This window comes from Streptomyces sp. NPDC002580 (assembly GCF_042889485.1).
GTDB lineage: Bacteria > Actinomycetota > Actinomycetes > Streptomycetales > Streptomycetaceae > Streptomyces.
The window spans coordinates 738,443-762,880 of the sequence record NZ_JBIAQZ010000002.1; the positions used below are offsets into that span (position 1 = coordinate 738,443).

Annotated in this window: 18 protein-coding genes; 6 read left to right on the forward strand and 12 right to left on the reverse strand. The window is 70.2% G+C overall.

The genetic code is table 11. The features are described 5' to 3' along the window. Window positions 1-82: 82 nt before the first annotated feature. Complete coding sequence (gene gndA / locus ACFYW7_RS09670; RefSeq protein WP_389499884.1) at window positions 83-1,522, forward strand: NADP-dependent phosphogluconate dehydrogenase; 1,440 nt, start codon at window positions 83-85, stop codon at window positions 1,520-1,522. 170 nt (window positions 1,523-1,692) lie between these two features. Here the strand turns inward: gndA and ACFYW7_RS09675 are convergent, their stop codons facing one another. The 11 genes from ACFYW7_RS09675 to ACFYW7_RS09725 all read right to left on the reverse strand — a co-directional run bounded on the left by ACFYW7_RS09675 (window position 1,693) and on the right by ACFYW7_RS09725 (window position 13,481). Beyond that, window positions 1,693-1,917, reverse strand: a complete 225-nt coding sequence (locus ACFYW7_RS09675) for a hypothetical protein (protein ID WP_389499886.1) — start codon at window positions 1,915-1,917, stop codon at window positions 1,693-1,695. A gap of 746 nt (window positions 1,918-2,663) precedes the next feature. Next, window positions 2,664-3,344 carry an aspartate/glutamate racemase family protein gene (locus ACFYW7_RS09680; protein WP_389499887.1) on the reverse strand — a complete coding sequence of 227 codons (681 nt, stop codon included), beginning with the start codon at window positions 3,342-3,344 and terminating at the stop codon, window positions 2,664-2,666. Between the two features lie 80 nt (window positions 3,345-3,424). Beyond that, window positions 3,425-3,769 carry a GNAT family N-acetyltransferase gene (locus ACFYW7_RS09685; RefSeq protein WP_389499888.1) on the reverse strand — a complete coding sequence of 115 codons (345 nt, stop codon included), beginning with the start codon at window positions 3,767-3,769 and terminating at the stop codon, window positions 3,425-3,427. Window positions 3,770-3,823: 54 nt separating this feature from the next. Further along, complete coding sequence (gene panD, locus ACFYW7_RS09690; protein ID WP_389499889.1) at window positions 3,824-4,246, reverse strand: aspartate 1-decarboxylase; 423 nt, start codon at window positions 4,244-4,246, stop codon at window positions 3,824-3,826. A gap of 545 nt (window positions 4,247-4,791) precedes the next feature. Then, window positions 4,792-5,850, reverse strand: a complete 1,059-nt coding sequence (locus ACFYW7_RS09695; RefSeq protein ID WP_389499891.1) for an NlpC/P60 family protein — start codon at window positions 5,848-5,850, stop codon at window positions 4,792-4,794. 37 nt (window positions 5,851-5,887) lie between these two features. Beyond that, window positions 5,888-6,370: a poly-gamma-glutamate biosynthesis protein PgsC/CapC gene (locus ACFYW7_RS09700; RefSeq protein WP_389499893.1), complete on the reverse strand. Its 483-nt coding sequence runs from the start codon at window positions 6,368-6,370 to the stop codon at window positions 5,888-5,890. Next, entirely contained in the window at window positions 6,367-8,118 is a 1,752-nt protein-coding gene (gene pgsB / locus ACFYW7_RS09705) for a poly-gamma-glutamate synthase PgsB (protein ID WP_389499895.1), read from the reverse strand. Before pgsB ends, ACFYW7_RS09700 begins: the two co-directional genes overlap by 4 nt. Before the next feature lie 6 nt (window positions 8,119-8,124). Continuing rightward, entirely contained in the window at window positions 8,125-10,386 is a 2,262-nt protein-coding gene (locus ACFYW7_RS09710) for a HAMP domain-containing protein (protein ID WP_389499896.1), read from the reverse strand. A gap of 354 nt (window positions 10,387-10,740) precedes the next feature. Further along, complete coding sequence (locus ACFYW7_RS09715) at window positions 10,741-11,961, reverse strand: CapA family protein (RefSeq protein ID WP_389499898.1); 1,221 nt, start codon at window positions 11,959-11,961, stop codon at window positions 10,741-10,743. Between the two features lie 849 nt (window positions 11,962-12,810). Continuing rightward, a complete protein-coding gene (locus tag ACFYW7_RS09720; protein WP_389499900.1) occupies window positions 12,811-13,266 on the reverse strand; it encodes a hypothetical protein in 456 nt (151 codons plus the stop codon). A gap of 35 nt (window positions 13,267-13,301) precedes the next feature. After that, window positions 13,302-13,481, reverse strand: coding sequence for a hypothetical protein (locus ACFYW7_RS09725; protein ID WP_389499901.1), 180 nt, complete (start codon window positions 13,479-13,481; stop codon window positions 13,302-13,304). 734 nt (window positions 13,482-14,215) lie between these two features. Between ACFYW7_RS09725 and ACFYW7_RS09730 the strand changes: the two genes are divergently transcribed. Then, window positions 14,216-14,557 (forward strand): SHOCT domain-containing protein, encoded by a 342-nt coding sequence (locus ACFYW7_RS09730; protein WP_389500416.1) that lies wholly within the window; start codon window positions 14,216-14,218, stop codon window positions 14,555-14,557. An 81-nt stretch (window positions 14,558-14,638) separates the two neighbouring features. Beyond that, a complete protein-coding gene (locus ACFYW7_RS09735; RefSeq protein WP_389499903.1) occupies window positions 14,639-15,628 on the forward strand; it encodes an Acg family FMN-binding oxidoreductase in 990 nt (329 codons plus the stop codon). A gap of 284 nt (window positions 15,629-15,912) precedes the next feature. Here ACFYW7_RS09735 and ACFYW7_RS09740 read toward each other — a convergent pair whose 3' ends face one another. Further along, window positions 15,913-17,631, reverse strand: coding sequence for a GAF domain-containing protein (locus ACFYW7_RS09740; RefSeq protein WP_389499905.1), 1,719 nt, complete (start codon window positions 17,629-17,631; stop codon window positions 15,913-15,915). Window positions 17,632-17,848: 217 nt separating this feature from the next. Here ACFYW7_RS09740 and ppdK point away from each other — a divergent pair, with 217 nt between their 5' ends. The 3 genes from ppdK (at window position 17,849) to adhE (ending at window position 24,352) form a co-directional block, all read left to right on the forward strand. Next, window positions 17,849-20,533: a pyruvate, phosphate dikinase gene (ppdK, locus tag ACFYW7_RS09745; RefSeq protein WP_389499906.1), complete on the forward strand. Its 2,685-nt coding sequence runs from the start codon at window positions 17,849-17,851 to the stop codon at window positions 20,531-20,533. Between the two features lie 226 nt (window positions 20,534-20,759). After that, on the forward strand, window positions 20,760-21,419 hold the full coding sequence (locus ACFYW7_RS09750) for a CBS domain-containing protein (protein ID WP_389499908.1): 660 nt from the start codon (window positions 20,760-20,762) through the stop codon (window positions 21,417-21,419). 242 nt (window positions 21,420-21,661) lie between these two features. After that, complete coding sequence (gene adhE / locus ACFYW7_RS09755; protein ID WP_389499910.1) at window positions 21,662-24,352, forward strand: bifunctional acetaldehyde-CoA/alcohol dehydrogenase; 2,691 nt, start codon at window positions 21,662-21,664, stop codon at window positions 24,350-24,352. Window positions 24,353-24,438 lie beyond the last annotated feature (86 nt).

Here is a 24,438-nt window from a genome sequence, read left to right on the forward strand (position 1 = left end):
CACGACCGGCGTCACCGATGACGAGGCCTTCCGCCCCTGTCGGCCGCCGGACCTCTTACCGGACTTCCTAGGAGCCATCCGAATGAGCACTTCAGCCCAGATCGGCGTCACGGGTCTCGCGGTCATGGGACGCAACCTCGCCCGCAACTTCGCGCGCAACGGTTACGCGGTCGCCGTGCACAACCGCACGGTGGCCAAGACGAACGCGCTGGTGGAGGAGTTCGGCGACGAAGGCACGTTCGTGGCGGCCGAGACCGCGAAGGAGTTCGTCGCGGCGCTGGAGCGGCCCCGCCGCCTGGTGATCATGGTGAAGGCGGGCGAGCCGACGGACGCGGTGATCCAGGAGTTCGCCCCGCTCCTGGAGCCCGGCGACATGATCATCGACGGGGGCAACGCGCACTTCGCGGACACCCGGCGCCGTGAGCGCGCGCTGCGCGAGCAGGGCATCCACTTCGTCGGCGCGGGTGTCTCCGGCGGCGAGGAGGGCGCGCTGCACGGGCCGAGCATCATGCCGGGCGGTTCGGTCGAGTCGTACGCCTCGCTCGGCCCGATGCTGGAGAAGATCTCCGCGAAGGCCGCGGACGGGTCGCCGTGTGTCACGCACGTGGGTCCCGACGGCGCCGGGCACTTCGTGAAGATGGTCCACAACGGCATCGAGTACGCCGACATGCAGCTCATCGGCGAGGCGTACCAGCTGCTCCGCGATGTCGCCGGGTACTCCCCCGCGCAGATCGCGGACATCTTCCGCACCTGGAACACCGGCCGGCTCGACTCGTACCTGATCGAGATCACCGCCGAGGTGCTGTCGCACGTGGACGCGGCCACGGGCAAGCCGTTCGTGGACGTGGTGCAGGACCGGGCCGAGCAGAAGGGCACGGGCCGCTGGACCGTGCAGATCGCGCTGGACCTGGGCGTTCCGGTGTCCGGTATCGCCGAGGCGGTGTTCGCCCGCTCCCTGTCCGGGCACGCCGACCTGCGCGCCGCCTCGCGCGCTCTCGCCGGTCCGAAGGCGCGGCAGCTCGAGGCGTCCGAGGCCGGGGCCTTCGCGGACCGGGTGGAGCAGGCGCTGTACGCGTCGAAGATCGTCTCGTACACGCAGGGCTTCCACGAGATCATCGCGGGCAGCGACGAGTACGACTGGAACATCGACCTCGGGTCCGTCGCCTCGATCTGGCGCGGCGGCTGCATCATCCGGGCGGCCTTCCTCGACCGCATCCGGGCCGCCTACGACGCCCGCCCCGACCTGCCGAGCCTGCTGTCGGACGAGACGTTCGCCCAGGAGATCGCGGCGGCCCAGGACAGCTGGCGCGAGGTCCTCGTCGCCGCGACCCTCCAGGGCGTGCCCACCCCCGGCTTCTCGGCGGCCCTCGCCTACTACGACGCCCTGCGCGCCGAGCGCCTGCCGGCCGCCCTCACCCAGGGCCAGCGGGACTTCTTCGGGGCGCACACGTACCGCAGGACGGACCGCGAGGGGTCGTTCCACACGCTGTGGGGCGGCGACCGGTCGGAGGTCGAGGCGTAGGGCCGCGCCGCTCGCGCCGGGTCTCTCCCGTTGCCGAGGCCGTCGCCTTCCCGTTCCCGGAGCCGTCGCGCTCGCGGAGCCGGGATCGTGGCGGCTCCGGTCTGTACGGGGAGAGGGGAATCGGGTGCCTGGGTGAACCTGGTCCCACGGGGGTGCCGGGGTGGGTGAACCTAGTCCCGCTGGCGGGCGAACAGTTCCAGGTGTCCGCAGTTGGGGCAGCGGAAGGCGTCTATCTGCCAGTGCGGCCGGCCCATCCGCTTGGCACCACCCAGCGGGCCTCGCTCAAGGGCGCCTTCGATCCACCGCGCGAACCCGCGGGAGCCCTGTCCCGAGTCCTCGACGAAGCCCGGCTCCAGTCCCACGACCCCGCACTGGGTGCACCGTACGTTGTTCATCGAGAGAGTGTAATGAACGGCTGATCGCTGATCTCGCCCGTCTCCGGGGCCAGTTGCCTCCTCCGCATCCGGTTGCCCCCGCGGGAGGCGCGCGAAGGCCGCGCCGTGCGGGCGTTCGTGAACACGCGCACGGTGCGGCGATCCGAATGTTCCTCCGGCGGAGCGTGTGAGCCCCGGTCTCCCGCGCACCGGGCTGGACCCTCCTCAGGTCAGGGGCCCTGGCTGGGGCTGGGGCTCCGGTACCGGATCGGGGCCCGGCGGTTTCGGGACCGGGGAGGGGGACGGGACGGGATCCGGCACGGGCACGGGATCCGGGTTCGGCCCCGGGACGGGATCGGGCCCGCCGGGCTTCGGCGTGGGATCCGGGAAGGGGCCCGGACGGTCGGGACTCGGCCCGGGGGTGGGACCCGGCTTCACCGGGTCGGGGTACGGCTGCGTCATGGCGGTCCTCCAGCCAGTCGGTACGTCGGCTCTGGACTTGTCCCACGCGTACCCGGCAAGGCCACGCCCACTCACCCCGTCGTGCGAGGGACGCCGACCAGGTGGGTCACCCGGGATGCGCCCGCTCGGAAATCCGGCGGCGCACGGGGTTCGCCGCGCACCCGGCTGAAGCGCCCCGAGGCGGGGCAACCCGCTGGTCCTGAGCCTGGTACGCGGCTCAGGACCAGCGGGTTGCCAGCGGCTCAGCGGCTCAGCGGCTCAGCGGCTCAGCGGCTGCCGAGCGTGGGGCGCGCACGGCTGGTGGGCTACGAGGCAGCCCGCACCGAGCGGACCGCCTCGGCCGCGGCGGCGAGTCCCGGACGCGGGCTCGACAGGACCGGTACCGAGGTGGTCGTGAGCAGCTGGGCGGCCGTCATGGACGCCTGGGCGAGGACGATCACGTCGGCACCGCCGACCGCGTCGGCGGCGTCGGCCACCGCGCGGGCGCAGCCGTCCGCGTCGCCCGCCTCGAACAGCGCCCACGCGCCGTCGACGAGCGCCGTCCGGACGTGGACGCGACGACCTGCGCGGCGGGCCTCCTCCTCGACCAGGGCGACCGTGGGTTCCAGGGTGCTCGCGACCGTGGCGAGGACGACGATCCGCAGGCCCGTGGCCACCGCCGCGGCCGCCATCGGGCGGTCCACGCGGAGCACGGGCACCCCGACGTCGGTGCGCTCCGCGACCGCGCCGATGGTCGAACAGGTGCAGAGGACGACCCGCGCACCGTCGGCGACGGCCCGGTCCAACAGCGCCCGCACCGCGTCGGCCACCGCTTCGGGCCCTTCGTGCCGGGCCCTGGCCAACAGCTCCTCGTCGACCGAGTGCCGCAGTTCCAGTCCCTGGTGGGCCTCGTCGCGCAGGGCGTCGAAGACGGGGACGTGCACGGGCGAGGTGTGCAGCAGCGCGAGCGGTCCGGAGGGGGAAAACTGTGGTCCGGAGGGACTCACGTGTGATCCGGGCGGGGACGGATGCCGTCCGGGCGGGGTCGGGTTCGGTCTGGACGGAGGCATCCGGGACGCTCCGGACATCAGAAGCGTCCCGGATGCGCCTTGAGCCACTCCACCGCGGCGGTCAGCAGCTCCGGGTCGGCCACCGGAGCCTCCGCGGGATGCCGCTCCGCCCACTTGACGACGTACGGGCAGAGCGGCGCGACCACGACACCCTCGCGCGCGGCCATGACGTACAGCTCACGGGCGAGGGAGCCGGCGATGCCCTGCCCCTCGTGCTCGGGCTCCACGATGGTGTGCACGGGCACAAGGGCGCGCGCGGGCTCCTCCAGGACGAAGTACTCGATGTGTCCGACCACTTGGCCGCCGGCGAACGCCTCGAGGCGGCCGGCCGGCCTGTCGTCGCGGATCTCGATGTCACTCAAGGGCACTCCTCGGGTCCTAGGTCCAGGGATCCTGCGAAGCCGCCGCTCCGCGACTCAGACGGTGGAGACGGCCTGCGGGCTGCGCTGCTGGTCCGAGCCCGGTACCGGCTCGGACGGGTCCGCACCGAGGGACACGATCCGGTTGTCGCCGTCCACGTGTACGACGGCGGGCTTCAGAGCGCGCGCCTCGGCATCGGTCACCTGAGCGTAACTGATGATGATCACCAGGTCACCGGGATGCACGAGGTGGGCCGCGGCTCCGTTGATCCCGATGACCCCCGACCCGCGCTCCCCCTCGATGACGTACGTCTCCAGGCGGGCACCGTTGGCGATGTCGACGATGTGGACGAGCTCACCGGGCAGCAGATCGGCGGCGTCCAAGAGATCGGCGTCGATGGTCACGGACCCGACGTAGTGCAGGTCGGCCTGGGTGACGGTGGCACGGTGGATCTTGGATTTGAACATGGTACGCAGCACTTTGGACTCCTGGAAGACGGCTCCCTGCCTGCTTTCTGCAGGTCAAAGGCGTCCCACACTGTACATCGGCACGCCTTGGACTCGAAGACTTCCAGGAACATCGTGTGCTGCTGCGGCCGGACTTCCCGCCTGTGCATCTCTGCGCCGACCAGGCTGCTCCAGGGCCACCGACTCGGTCGTGCACGAAGGACCATGCGGGACTGACACCGAGTGGACGCCGACTTGTCTGACGTCTCGTCAGGCGAGTTGAGGATCAGCAGCACGCGGCCCACCCAGTGCCGATTCGACCTCTGCCCGTAGACGAGTGGGAGCTGACCCAGAGCCCCGCCGGCGCCAACCAGTGGAAGCCGAAGGACGGCCCGGGTTCACCAAGAGCCAGTACCGCCCCTGCCCGGCCCGCACCCGCTGCACCACCACCGACAGCGCCCGGACCGCGGGCTTCCGCCACGAGAACTCAGCGACCTGCAACCCGCGTCCGCACCGAGCAGCGGACCTCCGGCTGGAAGGCCCGCTACGCGGTCCGCTCCGGAGTCAAGCCCAGACGTTCACAGGCGCTTGGCGCTGCGCAGGAGACCTGCGTAGAAGCCGTTCCCGTCGATGCGGGAGGCGCCGCCCTTGTCGCCCATGGTCGGTCCGTTGACCTCCTTGCGGCTGGAGATGAAGACGCGGTGGCCGTCGCTGTCCACTCCCAGGTACATGGCGACGTGGTCGAGGTGCTTTCCGGTGCGGTGGTCCATCTTGAAGAAAAGGAGGTCCCCGGGCTGGATCACGTCGATGTTCCGGGGACGCGTGTACCAGGGGGCCGGACCCGAGAGCTTCAGGATGTCGACGCCGTCCTTCGAGCGGGCCATGCCGTCGGCGCTGCGCGGGAGTCCGTCACCGGAAGTGTTCGTCGCCATCAGTGGATAGCGGGTCCGGTAACCCCAGACCATCCGCATGAAGCCGGAGCAGTCCAGGGCGCGGTAGCGCTCCTCGCGAGTCATCATGGTGGTGCCGTCGCGGAAGGTGTAGTTGATTCCCAGGTAGTCGTAGAAGTCGTTTTGTTCGAGGCGGTCGACGCCGTCCTCCTTGAACGGGCCGAAGACCGCGTCGCCCGCGTACGGAACGCCCTCGTCGTCCTTCTTCACGGGTGCGCCGTCGACGTACTGGAAGGCGATGGCGAAGACGTCGTCGGCCTCGCTGCCGTAGTACTCCTTGAACCAGTCCTTGAACCACTTCTCCTTCTCGGCACCCTTGCGCCAGGGCTCCGGCATCAGGCGCACCCAGTCCTGAGTCATCACCCGTGTCTTGGTGTTGGCCGGCTCGGTGAAGGTGCGGGAAGGGCCTCGGAGGGTCGCGGTGCGGGCTCCGTCCGTGAAGGTGGCAAGGATGTCGCCCTTCTCGCCGCGCAGCACGGAGCGCGTCGGGTTGTTCAGGCGCTCCCAGGTCTGCTTGCCGGTGGCCTTGCCCGAGTTCTCGAGGTCGGGCCTGTCGGTGACGGCCTGCACAGCCGGGACCTTCGCCTCCTCGTCCTTGCGGAGTTCGAAGGTGAAGTACGCGCTGCCCGCGAGCAGCGCGATGACCGTGGCAGCGTGGAGGGCGGGACGGCCTTTGCGCTTCGGCATGGTGACGGCTCCAAGGATTGCGGGGAGGGCGGGCGGCTCAGGCGGAGGGCATGGCGCCGAGGAGGATTCCGGCGGTCAGCACGACGTAGGTGGCGAGCGTGACCGTGCCGGTCGACAGCAGCGTGGCGCCCTTGGGCTGACGCACGAGCTGGTAGCCGACGAGACCGGGGACGATGAAGCCCAGGGTCTGGTTGGCGTAGAGCAGCGGGAACTCCATCTGGAGCACGATGATCACGGTGGCCTGGATCAGGACGCCGCTGAGCACGACGGCAGCGAACAGCCGCTTGCCGTAGAGGATCACGAAACGCTGGAGCAGCAGCGTGGTGACGTACGTCAGAACGGTGACGCCGACGACGAGCGCGGCGCGCTGGAGGTCCTCTATGAGGGTCAGCGCCAGCCAGCCCGGGGTGATCATGCCGCCGGGCGAGAGGTTGGTCGTGAGGTAGCACATGAGCGAGAACATCAGACCCAGGCCGATGCCGATCGCGGCGATCTCGGGGGTGAGGACGGAGGGGATCAACGGGGCTCTCCTGGGCTGTGCCACTGCTCGGGGTCATCGGCGGGATGTGGGGGCTGTGCGAAGGGTTCGAACAGACTGCGGGGGCTGGGCTGTTCACCGAATCCGAGGGGCTGCGGGCGCGCTTCGGCACGTTCCTGCAGCAGATCCGGCCAGGGGTCACGGGCCGGTTCGGGCTGATGCGCCTGCTCCGGCAAGCCGCGATGACGGGCCTGCTTCGGTGGCACGCTCCGGGTCGGCTGCTCGTGCCGGTTGCTCATGTCCGGCTGCCGCGGCTGGTCCCACTGCTGTCGGCGGGACTGCTGAGGGTACTCGGGAAGCGTCCGCCGTCGACCGTCCTGCTCAGGGTACGGATCGTGCCCGGTGCGCTGCGCGGGAACGGCGGCGGTCCGGGGCGCGTACCGCGTCTCGTACGCCTCCGAGTACCCCAGATAAGGGTCGATCCGTGGGACGTACAGCTGCATGGTCTCGGCGTGCTCGCGCACGGCGGTCGCCGGCCGCGGCTCGTCGGCCGCCGTGTCCCCGGCGCTGCGGGCGTCGCTGCCGGGCACGTACGCGTCGTCCTCGCTGTCGTCCGCGGGGAGTTCGGCGAGGTGCTCCAGCAGGTGCTCGCCCTGGCCGTGGATGTTGCCGATGGCCACCAGCGAGGTGTCCGTGTCGAGCTCCGCGAGCAGCAGGCCCATGAATTCCTCGGGGTCGCGGCGGTCGCCGCCGAGGTCGACTGCACGGTTGCGGTACTCGGCGGGGATGGCGTCGATGGCGCTCTTGGCCGGGTGGCCGATCACGAAGACCTTGTCGGGATCCAGTTCGGGGATGATCTCGCCCATCTGGCCGTTGCGCTCGACACGGTCGGGGCGGCAGTTGATGACGACGTTGAGGGGGCGGTGGATCGCGCCGAGGTCGAGGAGCTGGTTGATGTTCATCAGCGTCGACTCGGGGTCGTTGGCCGCGAAGACGTTGGCGAAGCGGAGCTTCTTGCCGTCCTCGGTGACGTACCGTTCCACGGACAGGACACCGGGGTCCGGCGGCGCGTCGTACATGCCCTGCAGGGCTGTTCGGCGCTCCACGCCGAGGAGCTCGGCGACTTTGAGCGCGATCGCCACGTTCTCCTTGAACGTGAACCAGCTGAAGCCGCGCAGCTCCTCGTCGGTGACGGTCTCCGGGTCGGCGTAGATCAGCTCGCAGTCACGGGAGTCGGCCTCCGCCTGGAGGATGTCGAATCGTTCCTTCTCCGCGGTGACGCAGATGCCGCCCTCCGGCATGGAGCGGGAGAGTGAGCGGGCCACGTCGTCGAGGGTGGGGCCCATCTCGGCGAGGTGGTCCTCGCGGACGTTGCACAGGACGCCGATCGTGGAGCGGATCAGTTTGGACTGGTTGATCTCCTGGAGGGCCGGCATGACGGCCATGCATTCGATGACCAGGGCGTGCGGGTTGTACGCGGCCGCGCGCCGGACGATACCGATCTGCTCGACGACGTTGGCGATGCCGAACTTGCGGTAGACCGGCTCCTCGGTCGCGTCGGGGTGGATGAACCGGGCCGCCGTACCGGTGGTCTTGGCGACCGTGGTCAGCCCGCCGCCGCGCAGCGCGCCCGCACAGAGCCGGGTGATGGACGACTTGCCGCGGATGCCGTTGACCAGCACACGGGTGGGAATGTTGTCCAGGTTGGTGAAGTGCCGCCGCTGTTCGACGATGCCCGCCACCAGCAGGATCGCGCAGCACACCATCAGGACGGTGTAGAGGAAGAGCACGGCCGATCAGTTCCTTACGTACTGCTGGTGAGCGGTGTCCGGTGCGCTCCGGCGCGTGGACGGCTGCTGTCTGCGCTGTTCCTGGAGCTGCTGGCGGACGAGTTCCAGGGAGCGGGTGACCGCGCCGACCTCGTCGTGGTTGCGCGGGAACAGGACGGTCTTGCGGTCCCCGTGGGCCAGCGTCTCGGCCTGCCCGGCCAGGGCGCGCAGCGGCCGGGCCACCACGATGTGCATCCAGCCGAGACAGGCGGCGGCTGCCGCGGCGCCCAGCAGTCCGGCGAGCACCGTGCGGTGCTGCACGTCGTACTCGGGAATGGCGAGCCGGTCCGCGGGCTGCCAGCTGACGACGGTCCAGCCGAGCTGCTTGGCCGGGCCGCCTCCCACGAAGGGGGCCGCGGCGGCGATCTGCACGCCGTTCTCGCGGTAGAGGACGCCTGCGGCGTGCGCAGACTTTCCGACCCGCTGCCCGGACGCGAGGGCCAGGTCCTTGAGACGGTCGTCGGGCAGCGACTGGAAGGCGAGGTAGCCGGTGTTGCCCGCGATGACCCTGCCGTGGTCGTCGACGAGGCGCACGACACCGAGGCCGGGCCGCTTGAGGACCGAGTTGAGGAAGTCGATCCGGAACTCGCCCACCAGTGCCGATCCATTGCGTCCGGGGATCTCGGCGGTCCCGACGACGAGCGGCTTCTTGCCGCCCTGGCCGAGGAGCTGGATGGGGTCGGCGGTGGCCGGCCTGGGCCGGGCCTCGTGGGGGGTGTCCCCGACCCCGGCGACCACGTCGCCGGAAGCGTCGACGACGTAGAGCGACTGGTAGCGCAGGTGCTGGTTGAAGGTGCGGTCCAGCACCTTCGTCATGTCGGCGGGGGTGGTGCGGTCGCCGATCAGGGTGGCCACGGACTGGAGGTCGGCCTCACCCTCGTTGAGGGCGCGGCGCACCCGGTCGGTGAGCGTGTCGGTGCGCTCGCGCTGGTCGTTCACGAGCTGCTGCGGTACGACGACGGTGGCGTCGGCGCGGTTGAGGAGGAGCAGCAGCGGGGCCGACCAGGCGAGCAGCAGGACGGCGCAGACGGCCAGGAGCCCACGGCTGCCGATGCGACGCGGGCCGCGCGGCCGGACGGAGGGATCGCCCTGCTCCGCCGGCTCGCCGAGCAGCTGGTTGCGCAGTCGTTCCAGGGCCGCGCCGATCCGGCGGGCCTCGCCGTAGCCGGGGACGCTCACCGGGCGCGTCAGGTCACCCCGGGTGAGGCGGCGCGACTCCAGGAAGAGCCGGATGAGCGGCCGCTGAACCGTGCCGAGCAGTACGGCGACGGCGAGGCCGCCGATGATCAGCAGGGCGCCGGCGGCGACCAGCCCGAATACGGGTGAGGTGGAACGGGTGGGGTCCTCGGCGACCTTCACCATGGCGACCACGGTGAGACCGAGAGCGGTCGCGGTGGTGGTCTCGCCGGGCTCCGTCGGGGCGAGCGTGGCGTATCCGGCGACGGACCGGTCGCTGAGCCAGGTGCCGCCGAGCAGGCTGCCGCTCACGCCCAAGTAGCCGCCGGAGCCGGGCGCCTTCGTGCTGAGCGGGTGGTTCCCGGCCTTGGCCGTCGCCGTCTTCGCGAAGGACTTGAGCTGCTTGTTGGAGGCGGCCACCTCCTTGCGCTGGAGGTTGGTGAGGACCTGTTCGGGCTCGGGGATGCCGTCGCTGCTGAGGATCGCCCCGGAGCGGTCGACGACCGCGATGGAGCGGAACTGGCCGAGGCTGATACCGGGGAACTTGAGGCTGTTGGAGGCGACGAGAAGCAGCTGGGGCCTGCCCGGCCAGGACAGCAGCGCGAAGGACAGCAGCCGGACCTCACCGTTCTCCAGGCGCACCATGCGGGGCGCGAGGCCGCCCTCGTCACCGAGCTTGGACCGGTCGAGGGAGGTCAGCGGAACGGTCTCGCCGCGGGTGGCGACGAGCTTGCCCGATCGGATCTCGATGACCGCCGTACCCATCCATTTTTGGTAGGTATTGCCCAGTTTGTCGAGGACGGTGTCGCCGGACACGGGCGCACCCGCACTGAACAGGCCGGCGGAGCGGTCGAGGTCGGTCACCGACTCGTCGATGGAGGCGCGCAGGGCGATCGCGCCGTCCTCCGCGAAGTGCTGCTGCGAGGTCTGGACGGCCTTGGGCAGCGTGGCGTCGCCGGCCGGACCGAGCACGAGCGCCGTGACAGCCGCGAGGGAGAGGAGCAGAGCCGACAGGACCGCTATCGGCGGTCGTATGCCGCCAAGCAACGACATGTCAGCTCTACGGCGGGCACGGTGCTGCCGCACCGGGGGCGATGACGCCAACGGACCGGTCCTCTCAAGCGGTTGTACGGACGAACGAATGCGGGGGCGACCCACGTATGAGTGGATGCGGATGCGATATCGGTTTACGGAATCGGAATCAGTTATCCCATTTACGCCGGACCGGTGGAGGCGGCAGGAAGCCGCACGGATTCAAAGCGGTCCGAACGACACTCCGCTGAAAGAGGGCATGCATTCGCACGCTTGGTCATTTCCAGTTCCGGGTGAGGCCTTCACCTGCTCCGGACGCCGAAGGGCCGTTCCGCCCCTGTCCGGCGACCGGACGGGACGCAGTGCCGGACGCCTTCAGTCCGGCAGTTCCGTCAAGGGCTTCAGTCCGTCCTTCACCGCGCCGCGGTTGAGCATGGTGCCCTCGACCCGCTCGAAGGCCAGCCGGAGACGGGACCGCTCCAGGTCGCTCAGGTCGTCGCGCCCGAGCTCGGCCGCAACATCCACCAGCCGGTAATTCTCGACCTGGCCCTTCGCCGACCCGGCCGGGGTGCCGTCCGCCCCGATCTCGGGGTCCGGCGGGATCTCCACGAGGGTTGGCACGTAACGGGGCTCGACCTCCCACTCGCCGCCGCGCTCGGTGAAGGTGAACCAGCCGATCACACCCTCCTCGGTGAGCCCGGTCGGCACGTCGTGGCGCGCGACCTGGTTGCCGAGGCCGTACGCGATCCAGGTGCCGTCGACCTTCTCCATCGGCTGCACGACGTGCGCGTGGTGCCCGATGACCAGGTCGATCCCGGTCTGCCGGGCCAGCTGCCGGGCGAACTCGAGCTGCGGGGTCGAGGGATTGGGATGGTGCTCACGACCCCAGTGGATGGAGAGGATGACGACCTCGGCACCGGCCGCGCGGGCCCGCTTCTCGGCCGTCTCGATCCTGCCCAGATCGTTCCGGTTGACCAGCCACCGCTTGCCCTTCGGCAGGCTATGGGCGTTGAAGCCGAAGGCGAAGGAGATCTGCGCGACCTTGACACCCTTGACGTCGATGATCAGCGGGGTGAGCGCGTCCTTCTCCGTGCGGAAGGAGCCCGTGTGCTCGAGGCCCACGGCGTCCAGCGTGTCCAGCGTCCGCTTCACGCCCGCGTATCCGTGGTCGATCGAGTGGTTGGAGGCGGTCGAGCAGGTGTCGTAGCCGATGTCCTTGGCGGTCTTGGCTATCTGCGGCGGTACGAGGAAGTTGGGGTAGCTTTCGAAGGGGCCTTTCGGTTTGCCGATCACCGGCTCCATGTGGCAGATCGCCAGGTCCGCCTTGCTGATCACCGGCTCGATCCCGGCCATGAGCGGGCCGAAGTCCAGACCGTCAGCACCCAGGCCGGTCTCCTTGGCATCCGTTCTCGCCTGGTCGATCAGCTGCGGATGGATCAGGAGGTCACCTGCCGCGGCCACCGTGAACGAGCGTTCGCCGCCCTTCGACGCAGAGCCGCCGCTGCCGCCCATGAAGCCGCATCCCGTCAGCACGGCGACGAGGGCTGCAGAGGTAAACAGAAAGCGCAGGGCGCGACAACTAGGACGACTGGTCACCAAGACATCTTGATACAGCCACGAGAGCAAACCGCTCCAGAACGATAACGATCGCAACACTTCTCTTGCCCCCGCCGCCCTCACCCCTGGGGGAGCAGCCGCGGTAAGCGGCGCCAACGGCGAACGTGGCCACCGACTGCCACAGGGGCACTGCCCCGACCGTGAACCTCGCCTGTTCGGTCGCGGCGCACGCTCCACGCTCCTCACCCGACGGCACTCACCAGCCCCCTCCCGCGTCGAGCGGCAGACCGTCGGACGGGGGCCGGCATCCCTCGACAACTATCTTGACCAGGCAGAAAAGCGTCTCCCCGAGGTCTACCTCACCCCACGGACCCTCGCCGACAGCAGCACCGCCAGCGATACAGAGAGGTGACGATCTCGTCGGCCGAAGGCTCTCGCCGCGCGGCTGAAGCCAGGCCTCCGCCAACCTGGACCACCCCGTCCGACGCTCGGCCCAAGCACCTCATCCGGTCGCGGACGAGCCTGAGGAACCGCTCGACGTACGGGTTCCACAAGGCGCACCAGGCGCCCGCTGATCATTGCCGGAGCACATCGCAAATCCATCGAAGAGAAACACCGCATCCTCCGCCTTGCCCACGACGGACCCTTCGAACTTCCCGATGGTCGAGCGCCTCGCACCACTCACGCCATGCGCTGGCCCCGCCCACACGCTCTCCGCGACGAGCCACTCGATCGACCACTCGACCGACCACTCGATTAGAGGTTCCAGCACGAGACGCCGAGAACCCAAGTCTGAGTCCTCTGTCTGGAATTCCCTGCGTCGTCGCCGTGGCTACCAAGATCCGGGCCGTACGCGGACCAATACGCGGCGTTCGAAGCTCCGGACCATCATTCATGCTGGTCAGCAGAATATTCTGCCTGCACCACCAACAGACGAAGAACCTGCCGACCTCCCCGACGGATCAAGCTGTTTCCCACAGGCTGACGTCGAAGACGCGTGGTGCCGTGCTTCGCCTCATCGCGTTCGATCGCCTCCCGTACCGAGCGGGGCAGCGGGACCTCGCGGAACTCCCCCGCCTTGCGGTGCTTGAGCTTCGCCGGCCAACGGGTGTTCGAATGGATCTGTTCGTGCACCCGGTAGACGTCGTCGGCCACGAGGTTGTTGATGTTCACGGGCCGGGCCTCGGCGTTGCGCAGTCCGCACCCGGCCGTCATCACGATCTCCAGGGCCAGGTCCTCGCCCGCGACGGCCAGGGCCTGCTTGAGATAGGCGAGGGTCGGGATGACGGCCTTCTCACGGATGTACTCCGGTTCCTGCACGCCCTTCACCGGGTCCTCCGCCATCGCCCCCTTGTCGTGGGCGTCCTTCAGGATCGTCTTCAGGATGCGGAAGATGCTGACCTGGTGGCCCCGCGGCCGACGCCGTCGGCCTCCAGCTCGTCCAGGAAGCGCTCCACCGCCATCGGCGTCACCGTGATCAGCCCGCGTGACCCGGTCCGGGGGACGATGTGGACGTTGATGGCGCTGTCGACATGCTCGCCCGTGGAGTACGCCGTCATCCTCGCTCTGCCTCCCCAGCCCATTGCGGAAACGGATCGTGTACGCACTACGAATGCAGACACCGAGACGGCCGGGCGCAATCGCCGTCTTTGAAGAACGAGCCCATATCGCGAGCAAGCTGACGAGCCACCAAGCCGGACCTTCCGAACGGGAGCCGGGCATTCGCGCACTGGGGCCGCCACTGCGGCCACCTGGTCAGCAAGCCGGGACTCCGCCTCACGCAAGAGATCGGCGACCCGGCCGTCCAGCGCGTCGCCCGGCGTCGGCGCCCCGATGAACGGCGTGTACACGGGGCGCAGCGCGTCCCGGGCATGTACGAGATCGAGGAGGCGAGCCTCACGCCGCGCCGCTTCACGAGCGGCCCGGTCCGCGGCTGCCAGGCTTTCGGACGAGCCGTCGAGGCCGACGGTGACGGACGGCCTGTGTGGACCTCCTCGAGAGATGAACCGCCAGTCTCCGAGCCGGGCGCGTGCGGCAGCAGGGGCTTGATCTCCCTGCCGGGGGCCCGACCGGCTCCGTGGAACCGCGTACGGGCTGGCTCCTGGGTGAGGGCGCGGCCCTCCGGTGGCACGTGCGGAGCGGAGAACAGCCTCCGGAGACAGGGACCAACGACGTGGCGCATTGGTCCCTTCGGCCCATGCCAGGCGGGGAGGGGCGAGGGACAGTGGAGGTGAAAGCACGGAGACCACGGGCGTGAGGCCTGCGGAGGCAGCCACGAGGATGTGGTGACGTGATGTTCTGGTACGGCCGTGATCCCAGTGGCTGGGGCCGACTCGGCGTCCCGGTCGCCATGATCGCCTTGTGGGCCGCGCTCATCGCCTTCTGCGTCCTGCTGGTCCGTGCCCTGGACCGGCCGTCCGACACCGAGGTCACGACCGGCCGGCCCCGGCCCGCTCCCGACCGGCTGCTCGCCGAGCGCTTCGCCCGCGGTGAGATCGACGAGGACGAGTACCGGCGCCGCCTGACCGTCCTGCTCGGCGCCGATGGCCCGCCGCTCGGCAAGAGCCGATCGGGTGCCCGCCAGGAGGCGGGTGATGCACGTTCCTCGATCGCGCACCGGCCCCCTGGCGCATGAGCGGAAGGGACAGGAACCGTGAAAGAGACAGGAATCGACCTTTCGCGAATGACCGGTCGGCCCTACAGAGAGGCGAGTCAGGTGTCCGTACGAACTCTCGACGTCAGGTCTGTGACGGCCCTGGTCGAAGACGCCACGGCCGCCCCCTCCCTGCACAACGCCCAGCCATGGAGGTTCCGCTTCCTGCGCGGCGACAGCACGCTCCGGCTGTACGCGGACCTCGACCGCGCCATGCCGGGTATCGACCCCGCCACCCGCGCGCTGCACCTGAGTTGCGCCGCCGCCCTGTTCAACCTGCGTGTCGCGGCCGCCCACGCGGGGTGGGAGCCCACTGTCCGGCTGCTGCCGGATCCGGCGGACCCCCGGCTGCTCGCCGAAGTACGGCTGACCGGCTCCGCGGCACCCGGGAACGACCTCGCCCCGCTCCGTCCGGCGATCCACCGGCGCCGTACCAGCCGCCACCCGTTCACGGAGGAGGAGGTACCCGTGGCCCTCAAGGACGCCCTGCGCGGCGCCGCTCTCCTGGAGGGTGCCCAGCTGGTCTTCCCCGACGCGTGGCATGTACAGACGCTGCTGGATCTGGTCCGCGACGCCGAGGGACGTGACGCGAGTGATCACACCGCCACCGAGGAACTGAGGCGGTGGACCCGCGTGGGCGCGGAAGCGGTGGAGACCGCGAGCGACGGCGTACCGGACTACGCTTTCGGCCCGCTCAGGCATCACGGCTCGACCCCCGTGCGTGACTTCGCCGGCCGGCGACCCGTGCCCGGCCGCGAGACCGCCTCGTTCGAGGACACACCGCAACTGGCCGTTCTGGGCACGACCGGTGACCGGCCCAGGGACTGGCTTCTGGCAGGACAGGCCATGGAGCGCGTGCTGCTCCAGGCCACCCTCGACGGACTCGCCACCTCCCTCACCTCCCAGGCCCTGGAATGGCCCGAACTCCGCTGGCCCGCACGTGACCCGCGGTCGGCGATGGGATTCGTCCAGATGGTCATCCGGCTCGGATACGGCCCCTCGGGCCCCGCGACACCGCGGCGACCCGTGGACGAGGTGCTCGACATCGAGTGAGCCGCCGTACGGGCCGGGACGACTGGGGACGTCGAGGTGGATGACGCCCGAATCTGCGGCGGTTGGAGGAGGACGAGCCGAACGGTCCGGACAGAAGCCTTATGGGCCCTCTCCGCAGGAACGCCTGGGCCCTGTGCGAAACGGCCCGATGGCCGCGCTGGAAGCCCCCTGCCGCGCGGGGCGGTCGACGTCCGGGGCGGCGTCGGGGGCGGAGGCGCCACGACCTCCGCCGGACACCCCTCCGGCGAGGCGGTGACAGCGGTGGTGAAGCCCGTCTCAACCGCCTACGGCTTGCTCAACGGCACACGCCACAGGAGTGCGGTGCCGCCGCCGTCGGGTTCTCTCAGCTCCAGTCGGCCGCCCAACTGCTCCGCGCGTTCCGCCATGTTGCGCAGCCCGCTGCGGCGGCCGTCGGCCGGGACGCCCACACCGTTGTCGGTGACCGACAGCCGCACCTCCCGACCGTTCGTGGACAGGGCCACCTCCGCCCGCCCGGCATGCGCGTGCCGGGCGATGTTCGTAAGAGCCTCGGAGAGCACCGCCACCACGTGGTCGGCGATCTCCTTGGGGACGTCCGTGTCGAGCAGCCCCTCCATCCGCACGCTGGGAGCGAATCCCAGAACCGGCGCCGCCTCCCCGGCCACCTGTACGGCGCGTGCCCGCAGCCGGTCCTCGCCCGGGCCACCGCGGGTGCGCAGGCCGAAGATGGTCGACCTGATGATCTTGATGGTCTCGTCGAGGTCGTCCACCGCGCGCGTCACCCGCTCGGAGGCTTCGGTGTGCCCGATGAAACGGCCCGCGCTCTGCAGGGTCATGCCGGTGGCGAACAGCCGCTGGATCGCCAGGTCGTGCAGGTCGCGCGCGATACGGTCGCGGTCCTTGAGCACGGCGACCTGCTCGACGTCCTGCCGGCGCTCCGCCAGCTCCATCGCGATGGCGGCCTGTGCCGCGAAGGCCTGCAGCGTCTCGATCTCCGTGGCCGTGAAGGCCGGCTCTCCGGCCTTGCGCGCCAGCAGGACCACGCCCCGCGCCCCCGTCTCGCCCGTGCCGATGGGCACGGCCACCGCTGGGCCCAGTCCCCCGAAGCGCGGAGGCTCCAGGGCGATCCGTTCGTCACGGCCGACGTCCGTGCTGTTGACCGGGGCGGCACCGGAGAACGCCAGTCCCATGAGGCTGCGGTCCAGGGGCAGTACGAGTCCCCGGTGCGCCTCGGCGTCCATCCCTACGGCGATCTCCACCGCGAGTGCCTCCGCGTCCTGCACGGGCAACGCGACAGCCGCCAGGGCCGATCCCGTGATCTCGCCCGCCCGCTCGGCGATCAGCCCCAGGACCTCGGTGTGCGGGCCGTCGGACATCAGCCGATGGGTGATCTCCGCGTTCGCCCGCAGCCAACGCTCACGCAGCCGCGACTCCTCATAGAGGCGGGCGTTGTCGATGGCCACTCCGGCCGCCACCGCGAGCGTGAGCGTGACCGAGACATCGTCCTCGTCGAACTGCGCGCCGCCACGTTTCTCGGTCAGGTACAGGTTGCCGAAGATCTGGTCACGCACCCGGATGGGCACCCCGAGAAAGGTGTTCATCGGAGGGTGGTGGGCTGGGAAGCCGTACGAGGACGGGTGGTCAGAGATCTTCGCCAGCCGCAGCGGCTCCGGGTGACGGATCAGCTCGCCGAGAATGCCGTGGCCTTCCGGGTACGGGCCGATCTGGGCGATCTGTTCGGCGCTGACCCCGACCGTGTGGAAGGCGGACAGGCGCCTGCCGTCCGGGCCGATCACACCGAGCGCCGCGTACTCCGCGTCGACAAGCGCCGCGGCGGCCTCGACGATGCTGTGCAGGGCCTGTTCCAGATCCAGCTCCCGGCCGACCGCCAGCACCGCCTCCAGCAGGCTGTGCACCCGGTCGCGGGTACCGCGAGCCGCGTCCAGCCGCGCCTGCAGCTCCCCGAGCAACTCGTCCAGCCTCAGCTGCGGCAGCCGTACCCGGGCTTCCTCGGGGCTTCCCACTTGTGCTCCTCCGGGTCGGCCGGACACACGCCGGTCCGATCATGTGCCACGTTAATGGCCGCCCGTAGAACGCGGAAGCGAATCCAGTGGTGATCTTGGGTGAACGCCAGGGCCGGTCGGCCCTCTGCCGGGGACCGAAAGCATCTGCCCCCGCGGTCGCGGCGGACGGACGCTGGAACCGTATTCAGCCCGAACCCCGACGGAGGAGACCGGCGTCATGGTCCGATACGTGTACGACTTCGCAGAGGGCCGCCGAGACATGGCCGACCTGCTCGGCGGCAAGGGCGCGAACCTGGCCGAGATGACCCGGCTGGGCCTGCCGGTCCCGCCCGGTTTCACCGTGACCACCGAGGCCTGTCGGGCCTTCTTCACCACGGGTACCGAGCCGGACGGTCTGACCCGCGAGGTCACCGAGCACCTGGAAGCCCTGGAGCGGGCCGCCGGACGACGGCTGGGCCAGCCCGACGACCCGCTGCTGCTGTCCGTCCGCTCCGGAGCCAGGTTCTCGATGCCCGGCATGATGGAGACGATCCTCGACATCGGTCTCCATGACGACTCCGTCCTCGGCCTGGCGAAGGCCTCCGGGAACGAGCGCTTCGCCTGGGACTCCTACCGCCGGCTCGTCCAGATGTTCGGCAGCACGGTCATGGGAGTCGAGAGTGCTCTCTTCGAGGGCGCCATGGCGGACCTCAAACGGGCCCGGGGCGCGGCGAACGACCTGGGCCTGACCGCGTCGGACCTGGCCGGCCTCGTCGGAACGTACAAGGAGCTGATCCGCCGGGAGACCGGCGAGGACTTCCCGCAGTCCCCCGACGAGCAGCTGCGCCGGGCGGTCCTAGCCGTCTTCGAGTCCTGGAAGGGCGAGCGCGCGCGGATCTACCGCCGTCGCGAGCACATCCACGACGACCTGGGCACCGCGGTGAACGTGCAGACCATGGTCTTCGGCAACCTCGGCCCCGACTCCGGCAGCGGTGTCGCCTTCACCCGCGACCCGGCCACGGGGCAGCCCGGTCTCTACGGTGACTACCTGGCCGACGCGCAGGGCGAGGACGTCGTCGCGGGCATCCGCAACACCGTCCCGTTGACCGCCCTGCAGGAGCTGGACCCGGTCTCGTACACGCAACTACAAAGCCACATGCGAGTGTTGGAGTCCCACTACCGGGATCTGTGCGACATCGAGTTCACCATCGAGCGCGGCCGGTTGTGGATGCTGCAGACCCGGGTGGGCAAGCGCACCGCCGAGGCCGCGTTCGCCATCGCCGCCGAACTGGTCGACGAGGGACTGATCACCCCGGCCGAGGGCCTGGCCCGCGTCGGCGGAGACGGCCTCGCCCGGCTGATGTTCCCCCGGTTCGACACCTCGGCCGTCGGCGAGGCACTCGCACACGGCCTGCCGGCCTCTCCGGGAGCGGCCGTGGGCGCCGCCGTGTTCGACTCGGCGGAGGCCGTCCGCCGGGCCGCCGCGGGCGAGAAGGTCGTCCTGGTGCGCCAGGAGACCACTCCCGACGACCTGCCGGGCATGATCGCCGCGCAGGCGGTGCTGACCAGCCGCGGCGGCAAGACCAGCCACGCGGCCGTGGTCGCGCGCGGCATGGGCAGGGTGTGCGTGTGCGGTGCGGAGGAGCTCGCCGTGGACACCGAGGCACGTCGCTTCACCGTGGCCGGCACCACCGTCGAGGAGGGCACGGTCATCTCGGTCGACGGGTCCGAGGGCAGCGTGTATCTGGGTGCCGCTCCACTGGTCGACTCCGCGGTGATGCGCTACTTCGAGCAGGGCGAACTGTCGGCCGGACTGGTCGAGGCCGTGGCCCGCGCCATGGAACAGGCTGACGGCGTCCGCCGGTTGGAAGTACGGGCGAACGCGGACACGCCCGAGGACGCCGCGCGGGCCCGGCGGTTCGGCGCGCAGGGCGTCGGGTTGTGCCGCACCGAGCACATGTTCCTCGGCGAACGCCGCAAACTGGTCGAGGCGATGATCCTGGCCCGTGACGAGACCGAGCGTGAGCAGGCGTTGAGCGCGCTGCTGCCGCTTCAGCGGCAGGACTTCATCGGCATCCTGGAGGCGATGGACGGCCTGCCGGTCACCATCCGGCTCATCGATCCGCCCCTGCACGAGTTCCTCCCGGACCGCACCGATCTTGCCGTGCGCGTCGCCACGGCCGAGGCCCGGGGGGCCGTCCCTGATCCTCACGACGCCGAGCTGCTCGAAGCCGTCAACCGCACGCACGAGGAGAACCCGATGCTCGGCCTGCGCGGTGTCCGCCTGGGCCTGGTCGTTCCGGGGCTGGTCGCCATGCAGGTGCGGGCGATCGCCGAAGCGGTGGTGCGACGCACGAAGGACGGGGGCTGCCCCAAGGCGGAGATCATGGTGCCGCTGGTCGGTGCGGTCGAGGAACTGCGCATCGAGCGCGAAGAGGTGGCACGGGTCCTGGCCGCGGTCTCCGAGGAGTCCGGCGTCCCGGTGCGCTGCCCGGTCGGCACCATGATCGAGCTGCCCCGGGCCGCGCTCACCGCCGGGCGGATCGCCGAGGAGGCGGAGTTCTTCTCCTTCGGCACCAACGATCTGACCCAGACCACCTGGGGCTTCTCCCGCGACGACGTCGAGGCCGCGTTCTTCTCCGCCTATCTCGACAAGGGCATCTTCGCCACCTCGCCGTTCGAGACGCTCGACCGTGCGGGGGTGGGCCGACTGGTGCGCATCGCGGTCGCCGAAGGACGCGCCGCGCGACCGGACCTGAAGATCGGTGTCTGCGGCGAGCACGGTGGGGATCCGGAGTCGGTCCACTTCTTCCACGCGGCGGACCTCGACTATGTCTCCTGTTCACCGTTTCGCGTCCCGGTGGCCCGGCTGGAGGCCGGACGGGCCGCTCTGCCCGAGACGGGGACGAGCGACAGCAGGTGACGACAGCGAGCCGCACACCGGGAGCCTCGTCACGGACACCGGGAGGACTTTGCACCCCTGCCCTTTCGGCCGTTCGCCCAACGGCGTGCGGGCAGGTCGGTCCCCCTGTCCGGGCACTCGGCCCCTCCACCGCCGGTGATGCGGGAGAGACCCTGAGGACAGGTGTCGAAGCCGGCCGAATGGACGGCCCGGCCCTGGACAGCGGACAAGGAAGGAAGTGGGCGGCATGGCCCGCATCATCGGTGAGGTGATGACCCGCGACGTCGTCCAGGCGCACCGGGAGACACCGTTCGAAGACGTGGTGCGGTTGCTGGACCGGCACCGGATCAGCGGGCTGCCCGTCGTGGATGACGACGACAAGGTCGTCGGAGTGATCTCCGGGACCGATCTGATCCGTCGCCAGGCAGCCCGGTCCGTGGACCACCGCGCTCGTCGTCTGCGGGTGCCGGCCCTCGGCCGCTCCGCCCGTCGTGCCGCCGCCGTCGCTCGCGCCGGCACAGCGCGGGAGCTCATGTCGACACCTGCGGTCACCGTGCATCCGGAACAGCGGATCGCGGACGCCGCGCGTGTCATGGAGCGCCACGGCGTCCGGCGTCTCCCGGTCGTGGACGAGGAGGACCGGCTGATCGGTATCGCCACCCGGCGCGATCTGTTGCGCGTCTTCCTGCGGACCGACGACGAGATCCGCCAGGAGGTCCTCTCCGTGTTGGCGAGCCCTGCTGTGGGCCTGACCGCCCATGAAGTCGCCGTCTCGGTCCGGGACGGCATGGTCACGCTGGAAGGGGCTGCGCCGCACCACGGCGACATTCCGCTCGCGCTCAGGCATACGTATCGCGTCGATGGGGTGGTCGGCGTCGTCAACAGCCTGACTTCTGGCCTCTGTTGACTTCGGTCCGTCCAAGAAGCGCACCATCGGCGGCCTCCGGCACGACTGACGGGACAGACGGGCCGCCCGGCCCGTCTGTTTCGGGGCCGGTCAGCCCCACCTGGGGACCAACGGGACCTGGGGGCGCCATGGTTGACGAGAGAAGCTGCTGGTGAGAGCGGTACCGGTTCCTCAAGGGCCCGCTCTCATCTCCTGCCGCCGCCCTGCGACGGCGTCCTTCTCGACGACGGAGGCCCGCCCTCATGACCCGCCACGACGACGCCGGCGCGATCGCCGCCCCCGTACCCTCCGACATCGCCGTCGCGGTGGACCGGCTGGTGACGAACGGCCTCAAGGCACTCGCCGACTACGAAGAACTCGATCAGGAGCAGGTCGACCACATCGTGAAGAAGGCGTCGGTCGCCGCCCTGGACCAGCACACCGCGCTCGCGCGGCTCGCGGTGGACGAGACGGGGCGCGGTGTTTTCGAGGACAAGGCCGCCAAGAACATGTTCGCCTGTGAGTACGTCACCCACAGCATGGGCCCGATGAAGACGGTCGGCGTCATCGCCCGGGACGACATCGACGACATGATCGAGGTGGCCGAGCCCGTCGGTGTGGTGTGCGCGGTCACGCCCGTCACCAACCCGACCTCCACCACTGTCTTCAAGGCGCTGTTGGCGCTGAAGACCCGCAACCCGGTCGTGTTCGCCTTCCACCCGTCCGCCCAGGGCTGCAGCGCGCAGGCGGCCCGTATCGTGCGCGACGCGGCGGTCGCCGCGGGCGCCCCGGAGCACTGCGTGCAGTGGATCGAGGTCCCGTCCGTCGAGGCGACAGGCCTGCTGATGCGGCACCCGGGGGTCTCGCTGATCCTGGCCACCGGCGGCAACGCCATGGTCAAGGCCGCCTACTCGGCGGGCAAGCCCGCTCTGGGCGTGGGCGCCGGCAACGTGCCCGCCTATGTCCATCACAGCGCCGATGTGCGTCGGGCCGTCAACGACCTGGTGCTGTCCAAGTCGTTCGACAACGGCATGATCTGCGCTTCCGAACAGGCCGTCATCCTCGACGAGGAGATCTACGAAGCGGTTCTCGCCGAATTCCGCACCCTGCACGCCCACTTGGCCACGGCCGAGGAGAAGGCGAAGCTGGAGGCGTTCCTGTTCCCCGTCGGCGGCACCGACGGCGCGGGCTGTGAGCCCAAGGTCAACTCGGCCGCTGTCGGACAGAGTCCGGTATGGATCGCCGAGCAGGCCGGGTTCCGCGTGGCCGAGGAGACATCACTCATCCTCGTCGAGGCCGACCGGGTCGGCCCGCAGGAGCCGCTCACCCGCGAGAAGCTCTGCCCGGTCCTCGCCGTGCTCCGCGCCGGCTCGGAGCAGCAGGGCTTCGACCTGGCCGCCGACATGGTCGCCTTCCACGGACAGGGCCACAGCGCCGTCATCCACACCCAGGACCTCGCGCTGGCGGAATCGTACGGAAGGCGCATGAAGACCGTGCGGATCATCGTCAACGCCCCGTCCTCGCAAGGCGCCATCGGCGGCATCTACAACAGCCTGCTGCCGTCGCTGACGCTGGGCTGCGGTTCCTGGGGCAGCACGTCGGTGTCCAACAACGTCTCCGCCGCCCAACTCCTGAACATCAAGCGGGTTTCGGCGCGACGCAACAACCTGCAGTGGTTCAAGGTCCCGCCGAAGATCTACTTCGAGCCGGGGGCCATCCGCTACCTCGCCTCCATGCCGGACGTCCACCGCGTCACCGTCGTCACCGACGCGACCATGACCCGCCTCGGCCTCGTCGACCGGGTCGAACGCGTACTGCGGCGACGCCGCGAGCCGGTCACCGTCCAGGTCATCGACAACGTCGAACCCGAGCCGAGCATCGACTCCGTCCGGCGCGGCGCCCGCCTGATGGGCGACTTCCGCCCGGACACCATCATCGCCCTGGGCGGCGGTTCTCCCATGGACGCGGCCAAGGTGATGTGGCTGCTGTACGAACAGCAGGCCGAGGGCAAGGACGTCGACTTCGCCGACATGCGGCACAAGTTCTCCGACATCCGCAAGCGCGCCTTCCGCTTCCCCGTGCTCGGCAAGCTCGCCCGCCTGGTGTGCGTCCCCACCACCTCCGGCACGGGCGCCGAAGTGACCCCGTTCGCCGTCATCTCCGACCCCGTCACCGGCAAGAAGTACCCGCTGGCCGACTACGCGCTCACACCGAGCGTGGCCGTCATCGACCCGCTGCTGACCGTCGGGCTGCCCCGCGCGCTGGCCGCCGACAGCGGCTTCGACGCACTCACCCACGCCGTCGAGGCGTACGTGTCCGTCTACGCCAACGACTTCACCGACGGCCTCGCCCTGCACGCGATCCGGATGATCTTCGAGAACATCGAGGCGGCGGTGACGGAACGCGCCGAACAGCCCCAGGCGCGGGAGAAGATGCACAACGCCGGCACCATCGCGGGCATGGCCTTCGGCAACGCCTTCCTCGGCATCGTCCACGCCATGTCCCACACCCTCGGCGCCACCTTCCACATCGCGCACGGCCGCACCAACGCCGTCCTGCTGCCCCACGTCATCCGCTACAACGGCAGCATCCCCACGAAGCTCACGGGCTGGCCCAAGTACGAGAGCTACCGGGCCCCCGAGCGCTTCCAGGACATCGCCCGCACGCTGGGCCTGGCCGCGGCCACCCCTGCCGAGGGCGTCGAATCACTCGCCACGGCCGTGGAACGGCTGCGCGAGGCCGTGGGCATCGAGCCGACGTTCCAGTCTCTCGGCATCGACGAACGCACCTTCCTCGACGCGCTGCCCCAGCAGGCCCTCAACGCCTACGAGGACCAGTGCGCGCCCGCCAACCCGCGGATGCCCATGCTCGACGACATGCAGGAACTCATGCGCAAGGCCTACTACGGCCACGGGCAGGGCCGCCCGGACGCCGAGCGGGCACCACGGCCGTAGCGCGCGTCGGGGCAGGGCGAGAAGCCACTGCCCCCCCCCCCGCCGCGAGAACCCCGCCCGGGGACCCAAGGCTCCGAACCGCCGGG